This is a genomic window from Paenibacillus taichungensis (genome assembly GCF_013359905.1).
Classification (GTDB): Bacteria; Bacillota; Bacilli; order Paenibacillales; family Paenibacillaceae; genus Paenibacillus; species Paenibacillus taichungensis.
Genome location: NZ_JABMCC010000121.1, coordinates 907,016 through 930,519, shown reverse-complemented (window position 1 = coordinate 930,519; position 23,504 = coordinate 907,016). Strand labels below are relative to the sequence as shown.

At 44.7% G+C, this 23,504-nt stretch carries 21 protein-coding genes; 4 read left to right on the top strand and 17 right to left on the bottom strand.

The genetic code is table 11. The features are described 5' to 3' along the window. Positions 1-232: 232 nt before the first annotated feature. From HP548_RS32110 to leuB, 3 genes are all read right to left on the bottom strand, one after another. Positions 233-649: a hypothetical protein gene (locus HP548_RS32110; protein ID WP_024628323.1), complete on the bottom strand. Its 417-nt coding sequence runs from the start codon at positions 647-649 to the stop codon at positions 233-235. Positions 650-1,006: 357 nt separating this feature from the next. Continuing rightward, positions 1,007-1,546, bottom strand: a complete 540-nt coding sequence (locus HP548_RS32105) for a peroxiredoxin (RefSeq protein ID WP_024628322.1) — start codon at positions 1,544-1,546, stop codon at positions 1,007-1,009. Positions 1,547-1,821: 275 nt separating this feature from the next. Beyond that, on the bottom strand, positions 1,822-2,907 hold the full coding sequence (leuB, locus tag HP548_RS32100; protein WP_024628321.1) for a 3-isopropylmalate dehydrogenase: 1,086 nt from the start codon (positions 2,905-2,907) through the stop codon (positions 1,822-1,824). A gap of 231 nt (positions 2,908-3,138) precedes the next feature. Here leuB and HP548_RS32095 point away from each other — a divergent pair, with 231 nt between their 5' ends. Beyond that, complete coding sequence (locus HP548_RS32095) at positions 3,139-4,119, top strand: aldo/keto reductase (protein ID WP_076289930.1); 981 nt, start codon at positions 3,139-3,141, stop codon at positions 4,117-4,119. A 231-nt stretch (positions 4,120-4,350) separates the two neighbouring features. Here HP548_RS32095 and HP548_RS32090 read toward each other — a convergent pair whose 3' ends face one another. From HP548_RS32090 to ilvB, 4 genes are all read right to left on the bottom strand, one after another. Continuing rightward, entirely contained in the window at positions 4,351-5,892 is a 1,542-nt protein-coding gene (locus tag HP548_RS32090) for a 2-isopropylmalate synthase (RefSeq protein WP_064639488.1), read from the bottom strand. A gap of 122 nt (positions 5,893-6,014) precedes the next feature. Next, on the bottom strand, positions 6,015-7,007 hold the full coding sequence (gene ilvC / locus HP548_RS32085; RefSeq protein WP_024628318.1) for a ketol-acid reductoisomerase: 993 nt from the start codon (positions 7,005-7,007) through the stop codon (positions 6,015-6,017). Between the two features lie 302 nt (positions 7,008-7,309). Continuing rightward, positions 7,310-7,792 carry an acetolactate synthase small subunit gene (gene ilvN, locus HP548_RS32080; RefSeq protein ID WP_076289931.1) on the bottom strand — a complete coding sequence of 161 codons (483 nt, stop codon included), beginning with the start codon at positions 7,790-7,792 and terminating at the stop codon, positions 7,310-7,312. Then, positions 7,789-9,540 carry a biosynthetic-type acetolactate synthase large subunit gene (gene ilvB / locus HP548_RS32075; RefSeq protein ID WP_076289932.1) on the bottom strand — a complete coding sequence of 584 codons (1,752 nt, stop codon included), beginning with the start codon at positions 9,538-9,540 and terminating at the stop codon, positions 7,789-7,791. The genes ilvN and ilvB overlap by 4 nt, the downstream gene beginning before the upstream one ends. 601 nt (positions 9,541-10,141) lie before the next feature. Between ilvB and HP548_RS32070 the strand changes: the two genes are divergently transcribed. Further along, positions 10,142-10,585, top strand: a complete 444-nt coding sequence (locus HP548_RS32070; protein WP_076290142.1) for a GNAT family N-acetyltransferase — start codon at positions 10,142-10,144, stop codon at positions 10,583-10,585. Between the two features lie 6 nt (positions 10,586-10,591). Here the strand turns inward: HP548_RS32070 and HP548_RS32065 are convergent, their stop codons facing one another. The 9 genes from HP548_RS32065 to HP548_RS32025 all read right to left on the bottom strand — a co-directional run bounded on the left by HP548_RS32065 (position 10,592) and on the right by HP548_RS32025 (position 19,400). Then, positions 10,592-10,966, bottom strand: coding sequence for a hypothetical protein (locus tag HP548_RS32065; protein ID WP_175383937.1), 375 nt, complete (start codon positions 10,964-10,966; stop codon positions 10,592-10,594). Positions 10,967-11,179: 213 nt separating this feature from the next. Next, positions 11,180-12,142 carry an ABC transporter permease gene (locus HP548_RS32060; protein ID WP_076289934.1) on the bottom strand — a complete coding sequence of 321 codons (963 nt, stop codon included), beginning with the start codon at positions 12,140-12,142 and terminating at the stop codon, positions 11,180-11,182. Next, positions 12,143-13,222: an ABC transporter permease gene (locus HP548_RS32055; RefSeq protein ID WP_076289935.1), complete on the bottom strand. Its 1,080-nt coding sequence runs from the start codon at positions 13,220-13,222 to the stop codon at positions 12,143-12,145. Next, a complete protein-coding gene (locus HP548_RS32050) occupies positions 13,215-14,753 on the bottom strand; it encodes an ABC transporter ATP-binding protein (protein ID WP_064639494.1) in 1,539 nt (512 codons plus the stop codon). The genes HP548_RS32055 and HP548_RS32050 overlap by 8 nt, the downstream gene beginning before the upstream one ends. 307 nt (positions 14,754-15,060) lie before the next feature. After that, the gene (locus tag HP548_RS32045; protein WP_076289936.1) at positions 15,061-16,101 is read right to left on the bottom strand and encodes a BMP family lipoprotein; all 1,041 of its coding nucleotides are present in this window, start codon (positions 16,099-16,101) and stop codon (positions 15,061-15,063) included. A gap of 578 nt (positions 16,102-16,679) precedes the next feature. Then, positions 16,680-17,039 (bottom strand): 50S ribosomal protein L20, encoded by a 360-nt coding sequence (gene rplT / locus HP548_RS32040; protein ID WP_017689664.1) that lies wholly within the window; start codon positions 17,037-17,039, stop codon positions 16,680-16,682. 88 nt (positions 17,040-17,127) lie between these two features. Further along, entirely contained in the window at positions 17,128-17,331 is a 204-nt protein-coding gene (gene rpmI / locus HP548_RS32035) for a 50S ribosomal protein L35 (RefSeq protein ID WP_017689665.1), read from the bottom strand. Between the two features lie 24 nt (positions 17,332-17,355). Further along, positions 17,356-17,850 (bottom strand): translation initiation factor IF-3, encoded by a 495-nt coding sequence (infC, locus tag HP548_RS32030; RefSeq protein ID WP_024628309.1) that lies wholly within the window; start codon positions 17,848-17,850, stop codon positions 17,356-17,358. Positions 17,851-18,161: 311 nt separating this feature from the next. Then, positions 18,162-19,400, bottom strand: coding sequence for a glycosyltransferase family 2 protein (locus tag HP548_RS32025; protein ID WP_175383936.1), 1,239 nt, complete (start codon positions 19,398-19,400; stop codon positions 18,162-18,164). 714 nt (positions 19,401-20,114) lie between these two features. Here HP548_RS32025 and HP548_RS32020 point away from each other — a divergent pair. Further along, positions 20,115-20,642, top strand: a complete 528-nt coding sequence (locus tag HP548_RS32020; protein WP_063564190.1) for a phosphatase PAP2 family protein — start codon at positions 20,115-20,117, stop codon at positions 20,640-20,642. 50 nt (positions 20,643-20,692) lie between these two features. Further along, positions 20,693-21,841 (top strand): MGDG synthase family glycosyltransferase, encoded by a 1,149-nt coding sequence (locus HP548_RS32015; protein ID WP_076289938.1) that lies wholly within the window; start codon positions 20,693-20,695, stop codon positions 21,839-21,841. Positions 21,842-21,923: 82 nt separating this feature from the next. On the opposite strand, the gene HP548_RS32010 is transcribed toward HP548_RS32015, so the two are convergent. Next, positions 21,924-23,477: an ABC transporter substrate-binding protein gene (locus tag HP548_RS32010; protein WP_373561699.1), complete on the bottom strand. Its 1,554-nt coding sequence runs from the start codon at positions 23,475-23,477 to the stop codon at positions 21,924-21,926. Positions 23,478-23,504 lie beyond the last annotated feature (27 nt).

Here is a 23,504-nt window from a genome sequence, read left to right as displayed (position 1 = left end):
TAACCTTCTCCTATTCCCAAACACGAACATTTTTTGCTCCGCCTCTTTTGCAAGTCTGTTTTTATCATAGACAAGTTTATAGAAGGGAGTCAATCGGAGAAAGTGTCGAATGGAAATTATTTTAAGAAAAACCGTGAATTAGTTTCTATATACAACAAAAACGAAGCTTTTTCGCTCGATTAGCGAATAAGCTCCGTTTGTATAGTTTAAATTTTAAATAATTAAATTCAATCTATAGTCCACTCTTGTTATGCTGAATTTTGAGTCTGCGCTGACTCATGACGGCTAAGCGACGCTTGAGTTCACTTTCCCACTTCTCATCCTTCATTTCCTTGGCAAGACGAAGTAGATCCAGAGACATGTCGATCTGACGCTGCACAATGACCATAGCATCTTCGCTTTCACGATTCACGCAATTTTCAAAAATCGCATCTTCATCTTCCGTCACGTAATCTTGAAAATCAATCTCCGACGCACCATCTCCATGCGCATATTCAGCCAAAATTTCATATTCATTTTCCACTTTATAATGCACTTCTACCCGGTGACACACCGGACAAAACAGCAGGGGAACATTATGAACCTGGGTGCGGTAATGCTTCAGCGTGCCCTTTGTTCCCACCATACTTGCCCCACAACAGTAACTCATTTTTGTTCACCCTCCTTATAACGTGCCGAGACTTTATAATGGATAGCAGTCCCGTACACTTCAAGCACTTCCGAAAAAGGAATAGTTCCATCAGTGTATCACATTCATGTACAAATTATAAATGCAGAGCACCGGAATATTTACCGGGTTTCCATACCCTATTCGCCTTAAGGCCCTTCGATTCCTCTTTCCAGAGATAAAATGAAGGCTTTCTTCTATTACATCATTACCACGTTTACGTCCCTGTTTAAACACTTTTCTCCCTTTAGGCCTTATATTCTCGCAAAAGGGTGCAAAAAGCCCTCAATCCCATGAGGGATGAGGGCTTGAACAATAAACGTTCAAGTTCAATCAGGCTTACAGGTTGTTGTCGCCTGGTTTCCAGTTCATTGCACACAATCCACCGGATTGCAAAGCTTGCAGTACACGAAGTGTTTCTTCAACACTACGGCCTACATCATTGTGGTTAACGACTTGGTATTTCAATTCGCCTTCTGGATCGATGATGAACAAGCCGCGCAGTGCAACGCCTTCTTCTTCGATCAGAATGCCATAATCTTTAGCAACTTGTTTCGTGATGTCGGAAGCAAGTGGGAAGTTCAATTGACCAAGACCATTGCTGTCTTTAGGTGTGTTGATCCAAGCTTTGTGGCTGTGTACGGAGTCAACGCTCACGCCAAGAACTTCAGTATCCAAAGCTTTGAATTGCTCAGCAGCATCACTCAAAGCTGTAATTTCAGTTGGGCACACAAAAGTGAAATCCAAAGGATAAAAGAAAAATACGAGCCATTTGCCACGATAATCGGACAGTTTTACGGAACCAAAGTCTTGTCCATCTCCCGATACTGTTTCCATTGCAAAATCCGGTGCGGGTCTACCAACCAAACGTTCTGCCATAACTAACAATTCCTCCTTTGGGATTATGTAAGCACTCAAGTTTGAATGCTCATCATCAAGAAAAACGAGAACGCTTTTCCTGTAATTAAAATGGGTTTGTTACTTGATAACAAGTACAAGTAAAATGTTATCATCCGGACTTCTCAAAGTCAAGATTATAATCGTTGTTTTATTATAATAATTATAAATAAGGATTTTTCGTGGCAAAAAATCATAAAGGAACAGCCCTCTGCAATTCCGGATCGGAGCAAAGGGCTGTACTGTTCTTACTATTATTAAGCCTGTTTCTGAATTGCCGCGACGATCAGATCGCCCATTTCCGTCGTACTGATCGCTTTGCTCTTGTCTACAGCGATATCGCTTGTACGATGGCCCGCATTCAGCACATCAGACACAGCTGCTTCAATTGCGTCAGCACCTTCTGCATAACCAAAGGTTGTACGGAACATCAATGCCAACGAAAGGATCGTTGCGATCGGATTCGCCAGTCCTTGACCTGCGATATCCGGCGCTGAACCGTGCACTGGCTCATACAGACCAAAACTGCCTTCACCCAGTGATGCAGATGCGAGCATGCCGATTGAACCTGTCAGCATCGCTGCTTCATCACTAAGGATATCTCCGAACATATTTTCAGTCACAATAACATCAAAGCTGGATGGACGACGCAGCAACTGCATTGCACAGTTGTCTACAAGTACATGTTCCACTTCAACATCCGGATATTCCGGTGCTACACGGTTAACAACTTCTCTCCAAAGACGGGAAGTTTCCAGCACGTTGGCTTTATCTACTGAAGCCAATCTTTTGCTACGTCCTTGGGCAATTACAAATGCCTGACGAACAATGCGCTCCACTTCGGTTACATTATATACGCAAGTATCTACTGCTTCTTCGCCTTGTGCACCTTCACGTCTGAACTTTTCACCAAAGTAGATTCCACCAGTCAACTCACGCACGACCATCAGATCCGTACCTTCCAGCACTTCCGGTTTCAAGGTGGAAGCATCCTTCAAGCAATCAAATACCACTGCCGGACGCAGATTTGAGAACAATCCGAGCGCTTTGCGAATACCAAGCAAGCCTGTTTCCGGACGCAATTCCTTACTGTTGTTGTCCCATTTTGGACCACCAACGGCTCCGAGCAGCACAGCATCTGCACTCTTACATACTGTCAGTGTTTCTTCTGGAAGTGGTGTACCTTTTTCGTCAATAGCGATTCCACCAAACAGCGCATGCTCTGTCTCAAAACGGTATCCGAACACTTCCTCCGTACGTTTGAGAACTTTCTCTGCCTCCGCTACAACTTCAGGACCAATTCCGTCACCTGCGATAACTGCAATTTTTTTCACGTCTGCCATGGGTTGTCCACTCCTTATATCCATTCATTCGGTTATTCACTTCAATGATTAACGTGTCATTTTTAACTCTCTCTTTTGTATCATATTCGGAGGTCATTTGACCAAGATATACAATCTATGACTTTAATAGTTTTTACCTATAAGCGGTTTAAGATTGGTTGTTCTGTACCTCTGACTGAGTTAAAATAAAGCCTGAAGACAAATTCAGGTAACTCAGGAGGGATTGCAATCATGCAATACACGTACTTGGGAAAATCAGGTCTTAAAGTCAGCCGGATCTGTCTCGGCACGATGAACTTTGGTCCTGCGACAGACGAAAAAGAGGCATTCCGCATCATGGATGCGGCACTCGATGCCGGTGTGAACTTTTTTGATACCGCTAACATTTACGGCTGGGGCGAAAATTCAGGTCTCACCGAGGAGATCATTGGACGATGGTTTAAACAAGGCGGCGGCAGACGAGAAAAAGTCGTTCTTGCAACCAAAGTTTATGGCTCCATGCATGATGATACGGACGGTCCAAACAATGATGCAGGTCTCTCCGCATACAAAATCAGACGACATCTGGAGGGTTCCCTCCGCCGCCTGCAAACTGATCATGTTGAACTGTACCAGATGCACCACGTTGATCCCGCCATCTCATGGGACGAGCTTTGGGGCGCGTTTGAGAACGCTGTTCATCAAGGCAAAATTGGTTATGTAGGTTCAAGTAACTTTGCTGGCTGGCAGATTGCCGTTGCCCAAAGTGAAGCCAAAAATCGCCATTTCCTCGGTCTTGTATCCGAGCAGCATAAATACAGTCTTAACTGCCGTTTGCCTGAGCTCGAAGTGCTGCCCGCAGCGAAAGAACTGGGCCTTGGCGTTATTCCATGGAGTCCGCTTGACGGTGGGTTACTTGGACGCAATGCGCTCCAGAAGCTGGAAGGTACACGCAGTGGTGGCATTGCTGAACGGATTGAGTCCCATCAAACTCAATTAGAACAATTCGCAGCACTTTGCCGCGAACTCGGCGAACCACAGGATACCATAGCTTTGGCTTGGGTTGCTGCCAATCCGGCAGTTACCGCACCCATTATTGGTCCGCGTACACTAGAGCAGTTTGAAACTGCGCTCAAATGTTTGGATGTTACTTTGGATGAAGCTGTCCTCAAACGTTTGGATGAAATCTTCCCAGGTCCGGGAGGACATGCTCCGAACGCTTATGCTTGGTAAGAGCATATCGGCTTAACTGAGTACGTCATTTCGATAAAAATGCTCTAAATAATAATGCAATTATCCTATACGTAACGTAACAACAAAAAAGTCTGACCTTCAAATGTTGAGGGTCAGACTTTTTATGTACCTCACTGAACTACAATACTTAGGGCTGGGAACTCCATCTCAGCTTCTCCAGCCAGACGAATTCCAGTCCAATGAAGAGCTTTGCTTGCTGCAAATGATGTGTTACAGGTTCACATTAACGCGATTCGTATAAGTCTTGCGTTTTTCAATCAACTTGTTCAATCCATCGACATAAGCACGTGCACTGGCACCCAGAATATCGGTGCTTACACCACGTCCTTGTACAGATATTTGGTTTTGAGTAAGTACGACGTGTACCTCACCCAATGCATCCTTACCATGTGTAACCGATTTGATCGAGTAGTCGGATAACGTTACTTCTTCTCCGCTCACTTGGTCAATCGCATTATAGATGGCATCTACCGATCCATTTCCTTCTGCTTGTTGTTCCACCGTATCACCATCAAGTGTAGCAATACGAACTTTAGCCGTTGGAGTGGATTCATCACCATACGTTACAAAGATGGATTCCAGTTTAAACACCTCAGGTGCATCCTGCAATTTCTCTTCGATGACCGCCAGCAAATCCTCATCTGTCACTTCTTTTTTCTTATCAGCCAGATCTTTGAATTGGGCAAAAGCACGGTTCAAGGCTTCATCTTCCAGTTCATAACCGAGCTCAATCAAGCGCTCACGGAAGGCATGACGTCCCGAGTGTTTACCCAGTACGAGCTTACTTTCCTTCAGACCGATGGTCTCTGGTGTCATAATTTCGTACGTTGTTTTCTCCTTCAGCATGCCATCTTGGTGAATTCCGGATTCGTGTGCAAACGCATTCGCACCAACAATCGCTTTATTGCCAGGTACAACCATCCCCGTCAAACGACTCACCAGACGACTGGTCCGAGCAATTTCAGAAAGTTGCAACGAAGTTTTCGCCTGGAAAAATTCCTGACGTGTCTCCAGTGCCATAGCAATCTCTTCAATCGCGGTATTACCTGCACGTTCACCAATGCCGTTAATGGTGCCCTCAATTTGATCGGCTCCATTCAGAATGGCTGCAAGCGTGTTGGCAGTTGCCATCCCCAGATCATTATGACAGTGTGCACTCAGCTGCACTTTATCAATGTTGTGTACGTTCTCCTTGAGATGTTTAAAAATATTACCGTATTCATATGGGCTCAGATAGCCCACCGTATCCGGAATGTTTACAACAGCTGCGCCTTCTTCCACAGCCATATTTACCATCTCAACGAGGAAATCATACTCGGTACGACCTGCGTCCTCCAACGAGAATTCAAGCTTCGAAAAAGTTTTCTTCGCATAACGAATTGCGGAACGAGCTGTATCGAGAACCTGGGCTCTGTCCATGCGCAATTTATGCTGACGGTGAATAGGTGAAGTTGCCAAAAAGATATGGATACACGGGTCTTGAGCGCCCTTCAACGCTTCTTTTACCGCATCAATATCCTGCTCTCTGGAGCGGGACAAGCCAATGACGGTAACGTTTTTGACCGCTTTAGCTACTGCATTAACTGCCGCCAAATCGCCTGGAGAGGCCGCGGGGAAACCGGCTTCCATCCGGTCAATACCAAGCCGCTCGAGCTGGTGCGCAATTTCCACCTTTTCACGAGTATTCAGATTGACCCCCGGGGATTGTTCTCCATCACGCAGCGTTGTGTCAAATACATAGATTTTACGCACGCCTCGCACCTCCTAGACTTGTATTTTATGTTCCTCTAAACCAGTAATAGCGGCACACGCATATGCACGGCCGCTATTCCCGGTTAAAGCTGTAAGTTTACTAGAATACTTAAAATGAATGCTTACTTCTTGATCCAGTGCATCATCTCACGCAATTGTCCGCCAACCACTTCGATTGGGTGTTCAGCTTCGTTGCGACGAGTTGCTGTCAGGAATGCACGGCCGGATTGGTTTTCCAGGATGAAGTCACGTGCAAATTTACCTTGTTGGATATCTGTCAGGACTTCTTTCATTGCTTTCTTCGTATCTTCAGTTACCACGCGAGGTCCAGTTACATAGTCACCGTACTCAGCTGTGTTACTGATGGAATCACGCATGCTTGCAAGTCCACCTTCATACATCAGGTCAACGATCAATTTCAATTCGTGCAGACACTCGAAATATGCCATTTCAGGAGCGTAACCCGCTTCTGTCAATGTTTCGAATCCAGCTTTTACCAGGGCGCTTACACCGCCACACAGAACAGCTTGCTCACCGAACAGGTCTGTTTCTGTTTCTTCACGGAAGGAAGTTTCGATAACCCCTGCACGCGTGCAACCGATACCTTTAGCATAAGCCAAACCGATATCTTTTGCTTTACCTGTTGCATCTTGCTCAATTGCGATCAGGCCCGGTACACCGAATCCTTCCACGTAGGTACGACGTACCATGTGGCCAGGGGACTTAGGAGCTACCAGCAATACATCGCTGTCTTTTGGAGCAACGATTTGACCGAAATGAACGTTGAAACCGTGGGAGAAGAGCAATGCAGCGCCCTTTTTCAGGTTTGGTTCGATTTCGTTTTTGTATACAGAAGCTTGTGTTTCGTCAGGCAGCAAAATTTGAACTACGTCTGCGCGGCTAGTAGCTTCAGCCGGGGACAGAACTTCAAATCCGTCATTTTTTGCAGTGTCAAAAGATTTACCTTCACGAAGTCCGATGACTACGTTCAATCCACTGTCACGCAGGTTTTGAGCTTGGGCATGGCCCTGGCTACCGTAACCGATGACCGCAATCGTTTTTCCTTTCAATACGCTAAGCTCTGCATCCTGTTCATAATAAGTAGTTACTGGCATGTTTATAAGTCCTCCTTTGTATTGTAAAGAACCCTTCATTAATGAGCGGGTGTCTCAAGGGACCGGCACGCTTTTCCTGCTTTAGCGTCTCTGGTCTGATCCGATCCGTTCAGACACACGCCCGTTAATGCGGGTGTGTGGCTATATTGTCAAGCGTTACATCACTAAAATGTTAAATTGCAACTTATGCGGGACTGGCACCCTATCTAAGATTAACGATATTTCTCAGCTTAATGCTGCTAACACACCTTTGTCGTTCCGTTGATAAGCATCAGACCAAGCTTTTATTTCAATATGACTGTTTAAACGTTGCCTCGTACCAATGCAGTTACGCCTGTACGTGACAGTTCGCGAATGCCGTATGGCTTAAGCAATTCAATCATCGCATCAATTTTATCTGTATCCCCAACCACCTGTACAATCAGGCTGCCTGGACCAACATCTACAACAGATGCGCGGAATGTCTCCACCACACCCAGAATTTCTGGACGCTCGGATGGCTCTGCTTTGACCTTGATCAATGCAAGTTCACGGGCAACCATCGGCTTCAGACTAAAATCAACTACTTTGATGACATCAATGATTTTGTACAGTTGCTTTTCAATCTGTTCCAGCGTTTTGTCATCACCAATCGTCACAATGACCATCCGGGACAAACCCGGTTCCTCGGATTGACCTACCGTGATACTCTCAATGTTGAATCCCCGTCGACCGAACAACCCCGATACCCGCTGCAGGACGCCAGGCTGATCGTTGACCAATATCGAAATCGTATGTCTTATCATTCCTCAGCATCCCCCATCAGCATTTGATCGATTGTCGCTCCTTGCGGAACCATTGGATATACATTTTCTTCCTTGCGTACTACGAATTCAACAACGACCGGTCCTGGTGTATCCAGGGCTTCTTGCCAAGCACGCTCGGCTTCTTCCTTGTTGGTTGCACGCAATCCTTTTACGCCATAAGCTTCAGCAAGTTTTACAAAATCAGGGCTGCCTGCCAGATCGATATGACTGTACCGGTTCTCATAGATAATCTCTTGCCACTGACGTACCATTCCAAGGACCTGATTGTTGATAATAACAATTTTCACCGGGATATTGTTAATGGCACAGATTGCGAGTTCTTGAGAACACATCTGCATTCCGCCGTCACCGTTGATGGAAATAACGAGTCTGTCCGGGTTGGCCATTTGAGCACCGATTGCAGAAGGGAATCCAAAACCCATCGTTCCCAGTCCACCAGAGGTTACCCATGAACGTGGTTGGTTGAATTTGTAATACTGAGCAGCCCACATTTGATGCTGTCCAACGTCCGTAGTCACGATTGCTTCGCCTTTGGTTGTATCATTCAGCATTTCTACAACCCACTGCGGTTTTAATACTTCATCTGAATCTGTATAGCTGTAAGGTTTCTCTTGTTTCCATTGTTTGATCTGATCTCTCCAAGCATCCGCACGTTCAGCACGTTGAACCTCTTTGTTCGCTATTTCGAGAACCGTTTTCACATCACCAACGATTGGAATATCGGTTGCGATGTTTTTGCCAATTTCAGCCGGATCAATATCAATGTGTACAATTTTGGCATGTGGAGCGAATCCGTCCAGCTTGCCTGTTACCCTGTCATCAAAGCGTGCTCCGATGTTAATCAGCAAATCCGATTTTTGTATCGCCTGATTGGAAGTGTATGTTCCGTGCATACCCGGCATCCCGGTCCATAATTCGTGACCACTTGGGAATGCTCCAAGTCCGAGAAGTGTTGTCGTGATTGGAATGCCTGTCTTCTCGACAAATTCGAACAGCGCTTCGTGTCCACCAGAGTAAACTACACCGCCGCCTGCCAGAATCATCGGACGTTCAGCTTCCTGAATCGCCTGAGCCAGACGATCAACCTGAAGTTTGTTCGGTACTGTCCGTGGGTTGTACCCTCTCAATATAACAGGTTCAGTCACGGGTTCAAACAACGTTTTGTTTGCCGATACATCCTTCGGAATGTCGATCAATACGGGACCTTTACGACCAGTATTCGCAATATGGAACGCCTCATGAATGACACGTGGCAGATCTTCTACGTCTTTTACCAGGTAACTGTGTTTGGTGATTGGCATTGTGATTCCGGTAATGTCCGCTTCCTGGAAAGCATCTGAGCCGATCAGGCTGGAAATTACATTCCCCGTAATGACTACGAGTGGTACGGAATCCATATACGCTGTTGCAATACCCGTAACTAGATTCGTTGCTCCAGGTCCGGAGGTAGCGATACAGACACCCACTTTTCCGCTCGCCCGTGCATATCCGTCAGCTGCATGAATGGCGCCTTGTTCGTGACGAGTTAACACGTGCTTGAAATCCTCGAAACCATACATCGCATCGTAAATGTACAACACTGCGCCGCCCGGGTAACCAAAAACACACTCTACACCTTCCAGCAACAAGCTTCTCAGCAGAATTTCGGAACCGCTAATGACCTCCGGCTTCATCCATTTTTCACGTAATTCATCTGTCGATCGTACTTCTGGAATTTGAGCTCCCATCAGTCATCCTCCTCTCGGAATTTACATCATTCTGACATTTAAAGTTACAAAAAAAACCTTCCATCCCTGCAAACAAGTTTATGCTTGCGAGGGACGAAAGGTTGTTGCTTCCGTGGTACCACCCAACTTTGTCCGAAATTTCGCAATAACGGACCTTACCAGGTACAAAAAACGATAGATCAAACGGATATACCCGTTCTCCATACCTGTTGTCTGTAACGCAGACATACGATTTTCCCTAATAACCCAATGGAGTGACATCCAATGCTTTTCAGGAAAACAGCTCCGAGGTGAGCTCGTATATAAGGGGTAATGGTGGTGGTTTCAGCAATTCCAGCCACTCTCTGAGCAAAAGAGCCCTTAAAACTTCGTCCTCTTCATAGCCGATGAAATATTCTCGTTAAATGTTAGGAACATTATATGATTCCTCCAACCGATAAGTCAATACCCCTTTTGTATAAAAATTCAGAACGTCCTTAATCCTTCACTCTCCATCTTTAACGTTACCCCAATCCCAACGCTTCATTCAGTCACCTTTCAACTTGCCTCAGGCATAGGATATACGAGCAGCACGACTGGTCCTGAAAGGAGGCTTCCGATGGTGATTCGGCAACGTAAATCCAAGCTGGATGATGTCGCCATAATGAGGCTGATTGACTCTCAACTTGTTCCTCTATCTCATATGAGTGAAAGTGAAATCAATAAAATACGCAAAGAAATACCCCTGCGAATGAACAGGGGCATGACCTTTGTTGTCTCATCGAATCCTGACAACGAAGCCGTCGCATTCATCCATTTTCTCATGCACGGTGAACTGCTGTATGTGGATATGATGGCTGTTGCCACAAAAGAACAGCGAAAGAAATACGGTCAGACCTTGCTGCTCAAAGCGGAAAATTTTGCGGCATCTCGTGGTTGCAAAAGATCCAAAGTGATGGTGGACGAAGGCAATACCAAGGGTCTTCGATTTTACCAAAAAAATGGATATAGCACCATTCGATACATTATGTTAAGCCGCTGTTACGAGTTAGAAAAAACATTATAAAACTGTTTAGAAAAAGCCCGGTGGCCGTGGTCCATAGGGTCCATATCCTGGGCCTGGGCCATATCCACCACCAAATCCCGGTCCATACCCCGGTCCTGGTTTTGGCCCTGGGCCATATCCAGGACCACCACCTGGACCAAAACCGAATCCAGGGCCAGGGCCGTAAGCATAAGGAAGCGTAGCGATGGCGAGTAAATCAAATAATACCAATGGCAAAATAGCTTTAGTGTGTACTTTTTTGCCAACGTGACGTTTCAGCACCAATTTATTACCCGATACTTTCAACAGTCTTCCGGTTACCCGAGTACCGTCTTTTTTGATCGCGACAATATTTTTGCCTATTAATTTCATCGCTGCATCACGCGTAACATGTTGTTTCATACTTTCCCCTCCTCCTCGGATCGTTCAAAACAGTGTATTCGTCCAGAGCCGGCTTCGCCTGTTTCTTTGTCCCTAAATGAAAATATGGGTGCCTTTCTCTATAACAGTTTAAAAACTAGTAATCTGATATTTTTCTTTGTGAAACAAAAAAAAGGTTCGCACGAGGCGAACCTTTTCAAGTAAAGCATTATGTGGGAAATCATAATTCTGTCGTTACCTTTTCCCGGGATCATACGGTTCCCCGAGTGCGGACGGAGCAGAAGAGCGTCCAACAGCCGCAACGAGTACGATGATGGTGAGTAGGTAAGGCAGCATATAAATAATTTCCTGGGGAATACTTTGAGACCATTCGAACAACTGTACATAGTTCCGGATAGCTTGCGAGAAACCAAAGAACACAGCCGCCCCAAAGGCACCAATCGGATTCCACTTACCAAAGATCATTGCTGCAATCGCAATGTAACCTTGGCCGGAAACGGTATTATGAGAGAATGTGCCTGTCGTAGTCAGCGTGATAGCAGCTCCACCAATAGCAGCCAGCGCACCACTGATCATTACCGCAACGTAACGATAACGACGCACTTTAACACCTACGGTATCCGCAGCACTTGGATGTTCACCAACCGAGCGAAGACGAAGACCGAATGGGGTTTTGTACATAATGTAATACGTCAGAAAGACGAACAAAACAGCCAGATATGTTGTCGGATACACATTCTTGAAGAAAGCTTCCCCAAGCAAAGGAATATCTTTTAACAGCGGCACATCAAACTTGCTGAATCCTTGTACCAATGGTGAATCGCCTGATCCTTCAAACAGCAGCTTTACCAGATAGAGTGTGCTTCCTGCTGCTAGAAAGTTAATAACGATACCACTAATAATTTGGTCAGCCTTAAACGTAATGGAGGCAACCGCGTGGATCAGTGAAACCACTACACCCAGCACAACCGCGAACAAAATCCCCATCCAGGCAGACGTTGTTCCACCCATGCCAGCTTCTTGTGCATAATGCGCAGCAATCCCTGCAGCAAACGCACCAAACACCATGAAACCTTCAAGTCCAAGGTTGGTCACACCGGATTTTTCCGAGAATATCCCGCCCAGGGATGCAAAAATCAATGCCGTGGCAAAGACAAGCGTCGTATTGATAATTTGCCCAATTGTCAACAAGTCCATCTACAACACCTTCTCTTTCTTGCGCTTGGAATAGAACGGTTTAAGTACCCAGCGCACGATGCCTTGTGCCGCAATGAAGAAGATAATCGAACCGATAACAATCCGAATAATCTCGGGCGGTACATCCGCAGCAAAGCTCATTCCCGCAGATCCATAAGTGAGCGTACCGAATAACAACGCACCCAGCAACACACCAAACGGATGATTCAAACCAATCAGTGCAACCGCGATGCCATCAAAACCTGTTCCTGGCGAGCCAGACATAACGGTCTGGTATTGGAACACACCAAGAACCTGGAATGCACCGCCAAGACCTGCAAGCATACCACTGATAAACATAGCTTTAACGATATTGCGATTGACATGCATACCCGCATACTCTGCCGCATTCGGATTATATCCTACAGCACGAATCTCGTACCCTTGTTTGGTTTTCCACATGTAGATATAAAAGAGTACAGCCATAACAAGAGCTATCAATGTTCCCATGTGAACACGAGAGTTGCCCATCAGCTCAGAAAGCCATGTCAGACTAATCGATGCGGTATCACTGATATCCACCGAACGATTTTCACCTTTTAACAGCAGGAATTGGCGCACGATTAGGTTGGCCAGATACAGACCAATCCAGTTCAGCATGATACTACTGATAACTTCGTTTACCCCACGCGCTGCTTTCAGGTAACCAGCAATAGCTGCCCACAGTCCACCAAATACTGCACCAGCAATCAATGCCAGTGGAGCATGAATGTAGATTGGCAGACCTGCAAACTTCACACCTACAAAAGTCGCCGCAGTCATACCAACGAGAAATTGTCCTTCTCCCCCGATATTAAACAGTCCTGCACGTGACGCAAATGCAAATGCAAGTCCTGTCATAATCAGCGGTGTCATTTCTCGGACTGCTTCACCAAAGTTGTACATGTCTCCGAAAACCTTCGTAAACAATGCACTGTACGCTTCAATCGGATTGTATCCGCCGATCAGCATGACAATACCACCGAGGATCAGACCCATAATGATGGCTACAATAGGTAATATAAATGAATCACGGGTAAACCATTTTAATACGTTATTCATGCACAGTACCTCTCTTTTGGGTGCTGCCCGCCATCATCAAGCCGAGCTCCCTGTCATTGGTTTCTTCCGGCAGCACCTCGCCCACAATCTGTCCTTCGTAGATGACAGCAATTCGGTCGGATACGTTGATAATTTCATCCAGCTCGAATGAGATCAGCAATACCGCTTTGCCCTGATCACGTTGTGCAATCAATTGTTTTTGAACAAACTCAATAGCACCTACGTCCAGACCACGAGTTGGCTGAGCAGCAATAAGCAGTTCAGGGTTCTTATCAACCTCACGTGCGATTATGGCTTTCTGTTGGTTCCCTCCCGATAAGGAGCGGGCCTTCGTTTCAATGCTTGGTGTACGCACATCAAATGCCTCGACAAGACGCTTCGCTTGCTTCTTGATCGCATCGAAGTTAAGGAATCCTTTACGTGTATAAGGAGCTTTATAATATGATTCCAGGACAATATTTTCACTCACCGAAAAATCTAGTACAAGTCCATGTTTGTGCCGGTCTTCCGGAATATGAGCTACACCTGACTCCGAAATATGGCGCGGAGAATGATTAGACAGTTCTTTACCCTCGAGGCGAATCGAGCCGCTATCTACTTTACGCAGTCCGGTAAGAGCCTCAATCAGTTCGCTCTGTCCATTACCATCAACACCTGCGATTCCTACAATCTCTCCTGCACGTACATTCAGGTTGAGTTCGTTCAGTACCGAGATACCTTCTTTATTCTTGGCGGTCAATTTGCTAACTTCAAGCACATTGTTTCCTGGAGTAGCTGGCTTTTTGTCCACTTTAAAAGTGACATTGCGGCCAACCATTTTTTCTGCCAACTCATTCGGATTCGTTTCTGATGTTATAACTGAATCAATCACTTTACCACGACGAATAATCGTCACCGTATCGGAGATTTCCATGATTTCTTTCAGTTTGTGTGTAATCAGAATAATGGACTTGCCTTCGGCCACCAATTTTTTCATGATTACCATCAGTTCTTTGATTTCCTGAGGTGTTAATACAGCAGTAGGCTCGTCAAAAATAAGAATGTCTGCACCACGATACAACGTTTTTACGATTTCAACACGTTGCTGCATTCCGACGGAAATGTCATGAATTTTGGCATGCGGATTCACTTTGAGTCCATACTGTTCAGACAGACGCTGCACTTCAGCAGCAGCTTTTTTATAATTAATGTTGAGACCTTTCCTTGGTTCAGATCCCAAAATAATGTTCTCTGTTACCGTGAACGGCTGTACAAGCTTAAAGTGCTGATGCACCATGCCGATGCCAAGATCGATTGCTTTGTTAGGGCTGTCGATGATGACAGGCTTGCCATTCACTTCAATGGAACCTTCATCCGGCTGATAGAGACCAAAGACAATATTCATCAACGTTGATTTACCAGCGCCGTTTTCGCCCAGTAGAGCATGGATCTCGCCTTTACGAAGCTGAAGGCTGATGGCGTCGTTGGCAACAATGCCTGGGAAACGCTTCGTGATTTGTTTCAACTCAACGACGGGGGTTGCTGCACCCATGTAATCACCCTTATACCTGATATAGTGTGGTTCCGCAAACGTAAGAAAAACGTCTAACGACGTTTATTCAAGGAAGATGACCGCATTTTAGCGGTACTTTTTCTTAGGATCATCGATAATCTTAAGAAAAGCTCCTACCGGAGCGTTGATACGAAGTCTTCTTGCTTTTGCCTTGGGCTAATCCCCAATCACATAATACATAGCTTGTACAATTGTTATGATGATCTGAGCAAATTTTCCTACTTTGACAATCATAAGGCCGGTCAAGACCGGCCTCGATGATTATTCATTTTATAGCAGAATCAGATTACTCTGTAGGAACTTTGATTTCGCCGTTGATGATTTTTTCTTTGTACTCGTCCACTTTGGCAAGTACATCAGCAGAAACATTTTTCGTAGAAGTATCAGCGACACCTACACCGTTTTCTTTCAAAGTCAGGTTCTCAGCTCCGCCTTTGAATGTACCATCGATGATTTCTTGGTTTACGCGCTTAACAGCTTCGTCAACTTTTTTGATCATGGAAGTCAGTGTTACTTCATCACCAAACTCCAGGGATTGGTCTTTATCTACACCGATAACCCAAACGTCTTGACCTTGTTTCTTACGAGCGATTGCTTCGTTGAACACACCATTACCAGTAGCACCGGAAGCGTGGAAAATGATATCTACGCCTTTGTTGTAAAGTGTAGCTGCTGCTGCTTTACCAAGGTCAGGCTTATCAAATGCACCTGTGTAGTTCGGAATGAATTCAGCATTAGGATTAACAGCTTTAACGCCTTCTCTGAAACCTACTTCAAACTTTTTGATCAGTGGGCTTTCCATACCGCCAACAAAACCAATTTTGTTCGATTTAGTTGTCAGACCAGCTACAACACCTACCAAGTAAGAACCTTCTTCTTCAGCAAATGTTACCGATTTAACGTTAGGAGCATCAACAACACTGTCGATGATCGCGAGTTTGGATTCAGGATTTTGTTCAGCTACAGTCTTGATCGCATCAGCCAATTGGAAACCGATACCCCAAGTCAGATCATATCCACCTTTAACGAACTCGTTCAGGTTTGGAATGTACTCTTCATCGGATTTACTTTGCAGGTATTTAACAGCTACACCTGTTTCAGTTTCAGTTGCTTGCAGAGCTTCCCAAGCGGATTGGTTAAACGATTTGTCGTTAACTCCACCTACGTCAGTAACCATACCGATTTTCAAATCGGATTTAGCTTCAGTGTTTTCGCCACCTGTAGTTCCTCCGGCATTTGTTTCCTCTTTCGGTTTGCTACCGCAACCTGCGAGCATAACCGATACTGCCAGCAACATGACCAAAGACAAGCTGAGCATCTTCTTCATTTCTCTTGTTCCCCCTTAATGATATATACCTAATTCCTGTCCAGGCCAAAATGGAACGGATCAACAGATCGATAATATGGCTTTTATGCAGAATGTATGGTTTCTTCGACATTAAAAGCGCATTCTTACCCCTTAAAGTTTGTGTCACCTGTCGAAAAACCGAACATTATGACTTGAAGAGAAAATTTTAGGACTAGCCTACTAGAGGTGATTATACATTCAACCCGTGGTAAAATCCAGATGTTTCATCACCAAATCTCACTTATTTTTGCTCTTTTTTTATTGAAAGCGCTTAATAATTTAACGATTTAACACACTAACGTTACAACGATGTGATGTTATATAACAAATACATATCACTCTTCCTAGAAAGATGTGGAATTCACCTGTTTTCGTTTGTATTATTTCACCGTTCGTATTTTATGTATTATCACAGCCTGTTATTCACCCGTTATATGCTTTCATTGTTCCCTTACAGGCTGCAGCATATTCGTTACACACGACCCTGCTCTTTGGAGCAAATCAATCTTCAAGCCGTAAAAAAAGCCGCCATAGGTACGGCGGCTTGCATAAAAATTTTAAGCGTTGATTTTGCCTTTAGCTACAGTAGCCAAAGAGTTGAACGCATTGATGTCGTTAACGGCCAGATCAGCCAACATTTTGCGGTTCATGTCTACTCCAGCAAGTTTCAATCCATGGATCAGTTTGTTGTAAGACAAACCATTCATACGTGCTGCAGCATTGATACGAACGATCCACAGTCTGCGGAAGTTACGTTTTGTGTTGCGACGGTCACGGTATGCGTATACCAGGGATTTCATTACTTGCTCGTTAGCTGTTTTAAAAATACGGTGTTTGGAACCGAAATAACCTCTTGCCAGTTTCAAAACCTTTTTATGACGACGACGTACTACAAAACCGCCTTTTACTCTTGCCATATTAAAGAACCTCCCAAATAAATATAAATGTATCCGTGGTATGTGTACGGCCGTAGCCGATCCCCCATACGGAATGTACTAATTAGAATTAGCCTTTCAAGTTAGCCAAACCTTGTTTCAAACGTCTTACGTCCCCGGCAGCCATAACTGGGTTGCCGTTCAGAACGCGCTTAGCACGTTTTGATTTGTGGGAAAGCAAGTGGTTTTTGTGAGCTTTGTAACGCAGGACTTTACCGGAACCGGTAATTTTGAAGCGTCCTTTCAAACTGCTGTGTGTTTTCATTTTAGGCATTTTGTGTTTCCTCCTCCAATGTTATCAGGCTTTAGGAGCCAGAATCATGATCATACTGCGGCCTTCCAATTTTGGTTGACGTTCGATGGTGCAAAGTTCTGCAACCTCCACCTTAACGCGTTCCAAAATCCGTTGACCAATGGCGGCATGCGCAATTTCACGTCCGCGGTAACGAACGGAACATTTTACCTTGTCGCCTTCTTTCAAGAACTTAACTACATTACGAAGCTTCGTTTGATAATCATGCTCCTCAATATTGGAACGGAACCATACTTCTTTAATGTCAACAATTTTCTGGTTCTTACGGGCTTCTTTGTCTTTCTTTTGTTGCTCATAGCGGAATTTGCCATAGTCCATGATGCGGCATACCGGCGGTTTAGCCTGTGGTGCCACATTGACCAGGTCCAAGTTCAGGTCAATCGCCATTTGCAGTGCTTCCCGAATCGGCGTGATCCCAATTTGTTCTCCTTCAGCTCCGACAAGGCGTACTTCCTTCGCCCGAATCTCATCATTAATCATGTGATCTTTACTAATAACCGTCCACCTCCAGGTCATTTTGAATATCCTGTTACACAAAAATAAAAGGGATGCCGGTTAAGCTACCGACATCCCTGTAATCAACACAATTCTTCATGAGTAAACACTTCATAAATCATTGGGATCGTTGACCAGCCAACATATTTGTTGATCAGGTGAGAAGTCGGACTTCTACTTGTGATTCCATAGCTATTCATTTAACGCACTTGAATACTATAACATCCTGTAAAACTATTGTCAACGTCTCTACAATATTTTTTTACAGACATGCTTTCATCCAAGGCGACCTGTCATTATCCCTGCTTACTCTGTACCTCATCCAAACGTACAACACGTGTATGTTGGGTATGGCTCCATTGTTTGTTGTTCTGCGTAAAGAACGCGTAGAACGTAATTGGGTACCATGAAAGAAGGTAAATCGGGAACAAGATCAGGTACAGATACACTTTGGCAAAAGTAACCTTTTCCAACGCCATGGACAACAAGAATGTCAGGACATTCAGACCAATCGCTACGAATCCTACCCAAAGCGGGAAATATCCGTATATGTTTGCGATATGTGGACCACTGAATATCGCTGTATCCACCCACAGGACAGCTGTCATCAGGAACGTAAGCAAAACAACGTACACGTTTGCTCCATACACAGCAAGGTCAAATTTCACCAAGCTTCTTTCCTTGATACTTTGCCACAGCAGCGGGAAAAAATATCTACGCGCAACTGTAAAGTGACCTTGCATCCAGCGAAGACGTTGTCTTGCTGAAGCTTTAAAGGTTAACGGCTTCTCATCAAATACTTTGGCATCATAGTTAAAGACAGGATATACATTACGCTGAACACTGCGCATCGTAAACTCCAAATCCTCAACCAGACTTGTAGCGCCCCAACCAATTTCCTTCAGCAGGTTGGTCTCGAAGCACATTCCAGTACCTCCGAGGAAATTCGCCATATTCAAATTATGACGGGACAACTGCCACAGACGGTTGATGTACCAGTAAGATACGCCATAAGCTGCAGTGATCCATGAATCCTCTGGATTTTTCGTATCGATGTATCCTTGAATTACACGCGAACCATTGCACAAGTTGTCATTCATCTCGAGCAAGAAGTTACGGTCAACCAAGTTATCCGCGTCAAACATGACAACTGCGTCATACTGGCGTGGCAATTTCCACAGGTATTTAAGCATCCATTCAATGGCATACCCTTTACCTCTGAGATCAGCATTCGTACGTACACAAGCATTCAATCCATGCTGTCTTACAATTTGAGCCGTTCCATCCGTACAGTTGTCACAAATGACAAACACATCGTACAGATCTTCTGGGTAATCCAGTTGTTTCAAGTTCTCCATCAAAGCACCAATAACTTGTTCCTCATTGTGTGCTGCGACGAGTACAGCGAAAGATTTTGTCGCCGGATAATGTTTCTTTTTCTTTTTCTTAATCAGACCGAACAGCGAAAACGTGAATTGGTACACGGCTAGCAGTGCCAGAATGACCTGCATCGTGACGAATATAGCGTCCAACATCGTTCTCTGTTACCCCCTTTTTTTCAAAACCAGATTACTTTAAAATGTTTCTCTTCCTGGATTCTGCACTTTTTATTTTTTTTGTGATGCGCAGAATATGACCCTGTTCTTTTGTTTACTACGCAAATATTTCAGACAATGTTTCAAGCATGGTTGATGCCAGTTGGCTGCTTTATCGATTTTGTATTCTTTTCAGCCATTTGTCAAAACCGCAATTCCACTTCCTGAAGCAGAAATGTGAACTTTAAACGCTGAATAGGCACCTCGTGATACTCCAACCTCGCATTCATGCCTGTTATATCTTATTTTCAGCCGTTTACTTGATTTTTATTTCTAAAGTCCCTGCTTTTTTCATCAGGCTGATACATATCGACAGAGGCTCTATATCAAATAACGTAAACAGACCTCAAAAAGTTCAGTCTTAAACTCACATTTTTTTAACCGCATTTCAGCCATGTTGAATCATTGTATCTTTTTTAGATCGTCCGAGTCAAAAAGTTAAGTTGGGTGTATATCCACTCTTTAACATGAATTTTACCTTATTCACATGTGTTCTTCTTGAAAAGGACAACATTTAAAAATATGATAAACATATACCTGAAATAACCTCAAGTTCACGAAAAAACGGTTATATACTAATCAGGACGAAACCGGACACAGCAATTTACCGGAAATACTGCCGCCAACATGGGGCCTGACTGGCAGGAGGCCAATATGAGCCGTTTATTCGTAAAGTTTCAAGAGTATGATCGAAATGTATTTATGTGGATTAATGGTCGACTTCATAATCGATTTATGAACTTTTGGCTGTATTATTTCACCCATCTGGGCGGAGCAACTTCTTCTATTGCAGTATCCTTACTAATTTGGCTGCTTGCTCCTGCTCCTTGGAGCACAACAGGACTTCAGGCATGTATTGCTCTAGCGGTTAGCCACATTCCCGTAGCAATCGCCAAAAAACTGTATCCGCGCATTCGGCCTTACCTGGCTCTACCGGATACGATTACGTTCCGCAACCCCCTGACGGACCATTCGTTTCCTTCAGGGCATACTACTGCCGTATTCTCAGTTACGGTCCCTTTTATGACGATGGAGCCGTTCCTGTTGCTGTTGTTACTCCCTGTTGCATTAATTGTCGGATTTTCACGAATTTACCTGGGATTACACTATCCCTCAGATGTGCTCGCAGGTGCTACGATCGGTACTTTAGTCGCACTTGCAACAGTTGCTTTATGGACATAATGTGAATATGTTAGACTAAGGAAAACCTAGCAGGAACAGGTGAAGCAAGCGTGGAGAAAAAAAGAGTATTACTATTATCTGAAGGCTTTGGCGCTGGTCATACTCAAGCCGCTTATGCGCTGTCCAGCAGTTTGCGAAAACTTTCGCCGAATGTGCAAACCAAAGTACTTGAGTTGGGAAGTTTTCTGAACCCCAGAGTTGCGCCACTCATCATTACAGCGTACAAAAAAACGGTCATTAACCAGCCCAAGCTCATCGGGTATGTATACAAGCACCAATATAAAAAATCCTTGAATCGGCTGACTACACTCGCGTTGCATAAACTGTTTTATACCCATACACGCAGCATTGTCCGTCAGCTTCGTCCGAATGTTATTGTATGCACCCACCCTATTCCCAGTGCCGTCATATCCAGACTGAAGCGTCTGGGTGTGCAGGTTCCACTTTGTACAGTCATCACCGATTATGACGCACACGGGACATGGATTAGCCCAGAAGTGGATCTGTATCTTGTTTCTACAGATGAGGTAAAGTCCAAATTAATGCTGCGGGGTGTATCTTTAGACAAAATTCGGGTTACCGGCATTCCGATCCACCCCAACTTCTGGGAACATCCCGGGCGGGATGAGATCCGAGGCAAATTTAATCTGAAGAACATGCCTACTGTACTTGTGATGGGCGGTGGTTGGGGAATGCTCAGTGATGAAGTGGTTAACCAATTATTGACACGCTGGCATGAGGATGTTCAGATTATTTTCTGTCTTGGCCGCAATGACAAAAGCCGTATCAATATGGAACAGAATCCGTTGTATCAAAAAGATAATATTCATATCATCGGTTACACCAATGAAGTGGACAAATTAATGGAAGTATCTGATCTCCTGATCACCAAGCCGGGCGGAATGACATGCAGTGAAGGGTTGGCAAAAGGAATCCCCATGCTTTTCCATAATCCGATACCGGGTCAGGAAGAAGAAAATGTTCAGTATTTCACCGCACGAGGTTTGGGAGAGCCCATTACTTCCCTCGACGTTGTTGTAAAATGGATGAATAAACTGCTTCATAACTACCCTGACATTGTCCGCAAACGTAAACGCCACATGGCGCAGATCGCCAAGTATCACCCCATGCAGAGCGCACAAAGTATTATCGACCTTTTGGACCTGCGTCCCTACTCTGCAGACCAAGCCGGACTGTAACGGCTTCAAACAAGCTTGCATATACACAGTAAAGGTGCCTTCGAATCGAAGGCACCTTTTTTAATATGAAGAAAAGTACAAACTATTGAATCCCAGCCGACTTCAAGTATTCCTGCCACTGTTTGGTATACTCAGTCTGAATTTTCTCAAGGCCTGCCTGTTTGGCTTTTTCCATGAATGTATTCAAACCTGCTTCTACATCCTCTACCAATCCCACATTCAACGGATAGAGATACTGCTTTTCTACCTGCTCCAGTGCAGCTTTCTCAGCTTGGAATGGCGTCCAATCTTCAGCAAATCCAGTAAAGATATCCGGCTTTTTCATTTTGTCCAGCTCTTTGAAAATAGCCAGCACATCATCAAAACTCTTATCATAGAGCATGAATTCCGGATTACGCCAAGCCCAGCCATTCATGCCTTCGCGCGGGAAGCCATTGGTCTGGGCATCGCCCACCATTTTATAATAACCGTCTTGAACTTCAAAGTTCTTGCCTTCCACACCATATTCGGTAAGCCAGTTGTAACGTTTGTCGGTAACCAGTTTCTCATAGAATGCGAGTGCTTTCTCCGGGTTTTTGCTGCTGCGTGGAATTGCAAAACCATTGTGGATCGGGTGAACTGGTTGTGCAAATCCTTTGGCATTCGGGTAAGGGAAATAACCGAGCTTCCAATCCGGGTGAGTGGACTGGACCTTGATCACATCCGCATTAAATTTGTTCGGGTTCTCACCCGACAGTACAACGGCAGATTTTCCATTTTGCAGCAATGAGTTGGATGTATCCTTCACATTCAGCACGTTTTTCGGGAAAAAGCCTTTGTCCATCCAACGTTTGTACGTTTTCAGGTCTTCCAGATGCTGTGCAGATCCCCAATAGGAAGTGATATTGGATGGTGTATCATACATGATATCCAGGCCATAAGGGAGCTGACCTGCCGTATTCACCAGCTTGGACGTCAATTGTCGAATACCATGGGTATGGTTCGCATTGCTATCCGCAATTGGAATCATATTCGGTTCATTAGCTTTGATTCCATCCAGATAAGCTTCGAGTGTCTCCAGAGATTCCGGTTTGGGCAGATTGTACTTCTCACGCAAATCCTCTCGGTACGCAATACCCTCAGTAACATATTCAGTCCATGTCGATGGTACAGTATAGATCTTGTCATTGACTTTTACCGCTTTCCACATGTCATCAGGTACATAAGCTTTGAGCGTTGGTGCTGCCTTAGGCAGTAGTTCATCCAGAGGCAGGAATGCTCCTTTTTTCGCATAGGACTGATAAAATGTCCAATCTGCGGTAAAGATCAGATCAATCGGTTGACCGGAGGACAGCAGCAGTTTATATTTTTGGTCCCAGTCTGTCCAAGAGGTATAGTTAAATTTCACATTGACGTTCAGATCGGCCTCAGCCAGCTTGTTGATTTCCGACTCAATCACAGGCAGATCCTTAGGTGCATCACCAAGCATGTAGAATTGCAGTGTTACCTTCTCCCCTTTGTTTTCAGAAGAACCTCCCTGCTCACTTCCTTGCACAGATCCCCCCGAACCGCTATTACATGCAGCAAGCACCCCGGCAAACAACATCAGGGCAAGTACCATAGACAGGTGCCGAATTGTTTTGTTACGCATACGCATCCTCCCTTTTTGTGGTCAACCTTATAT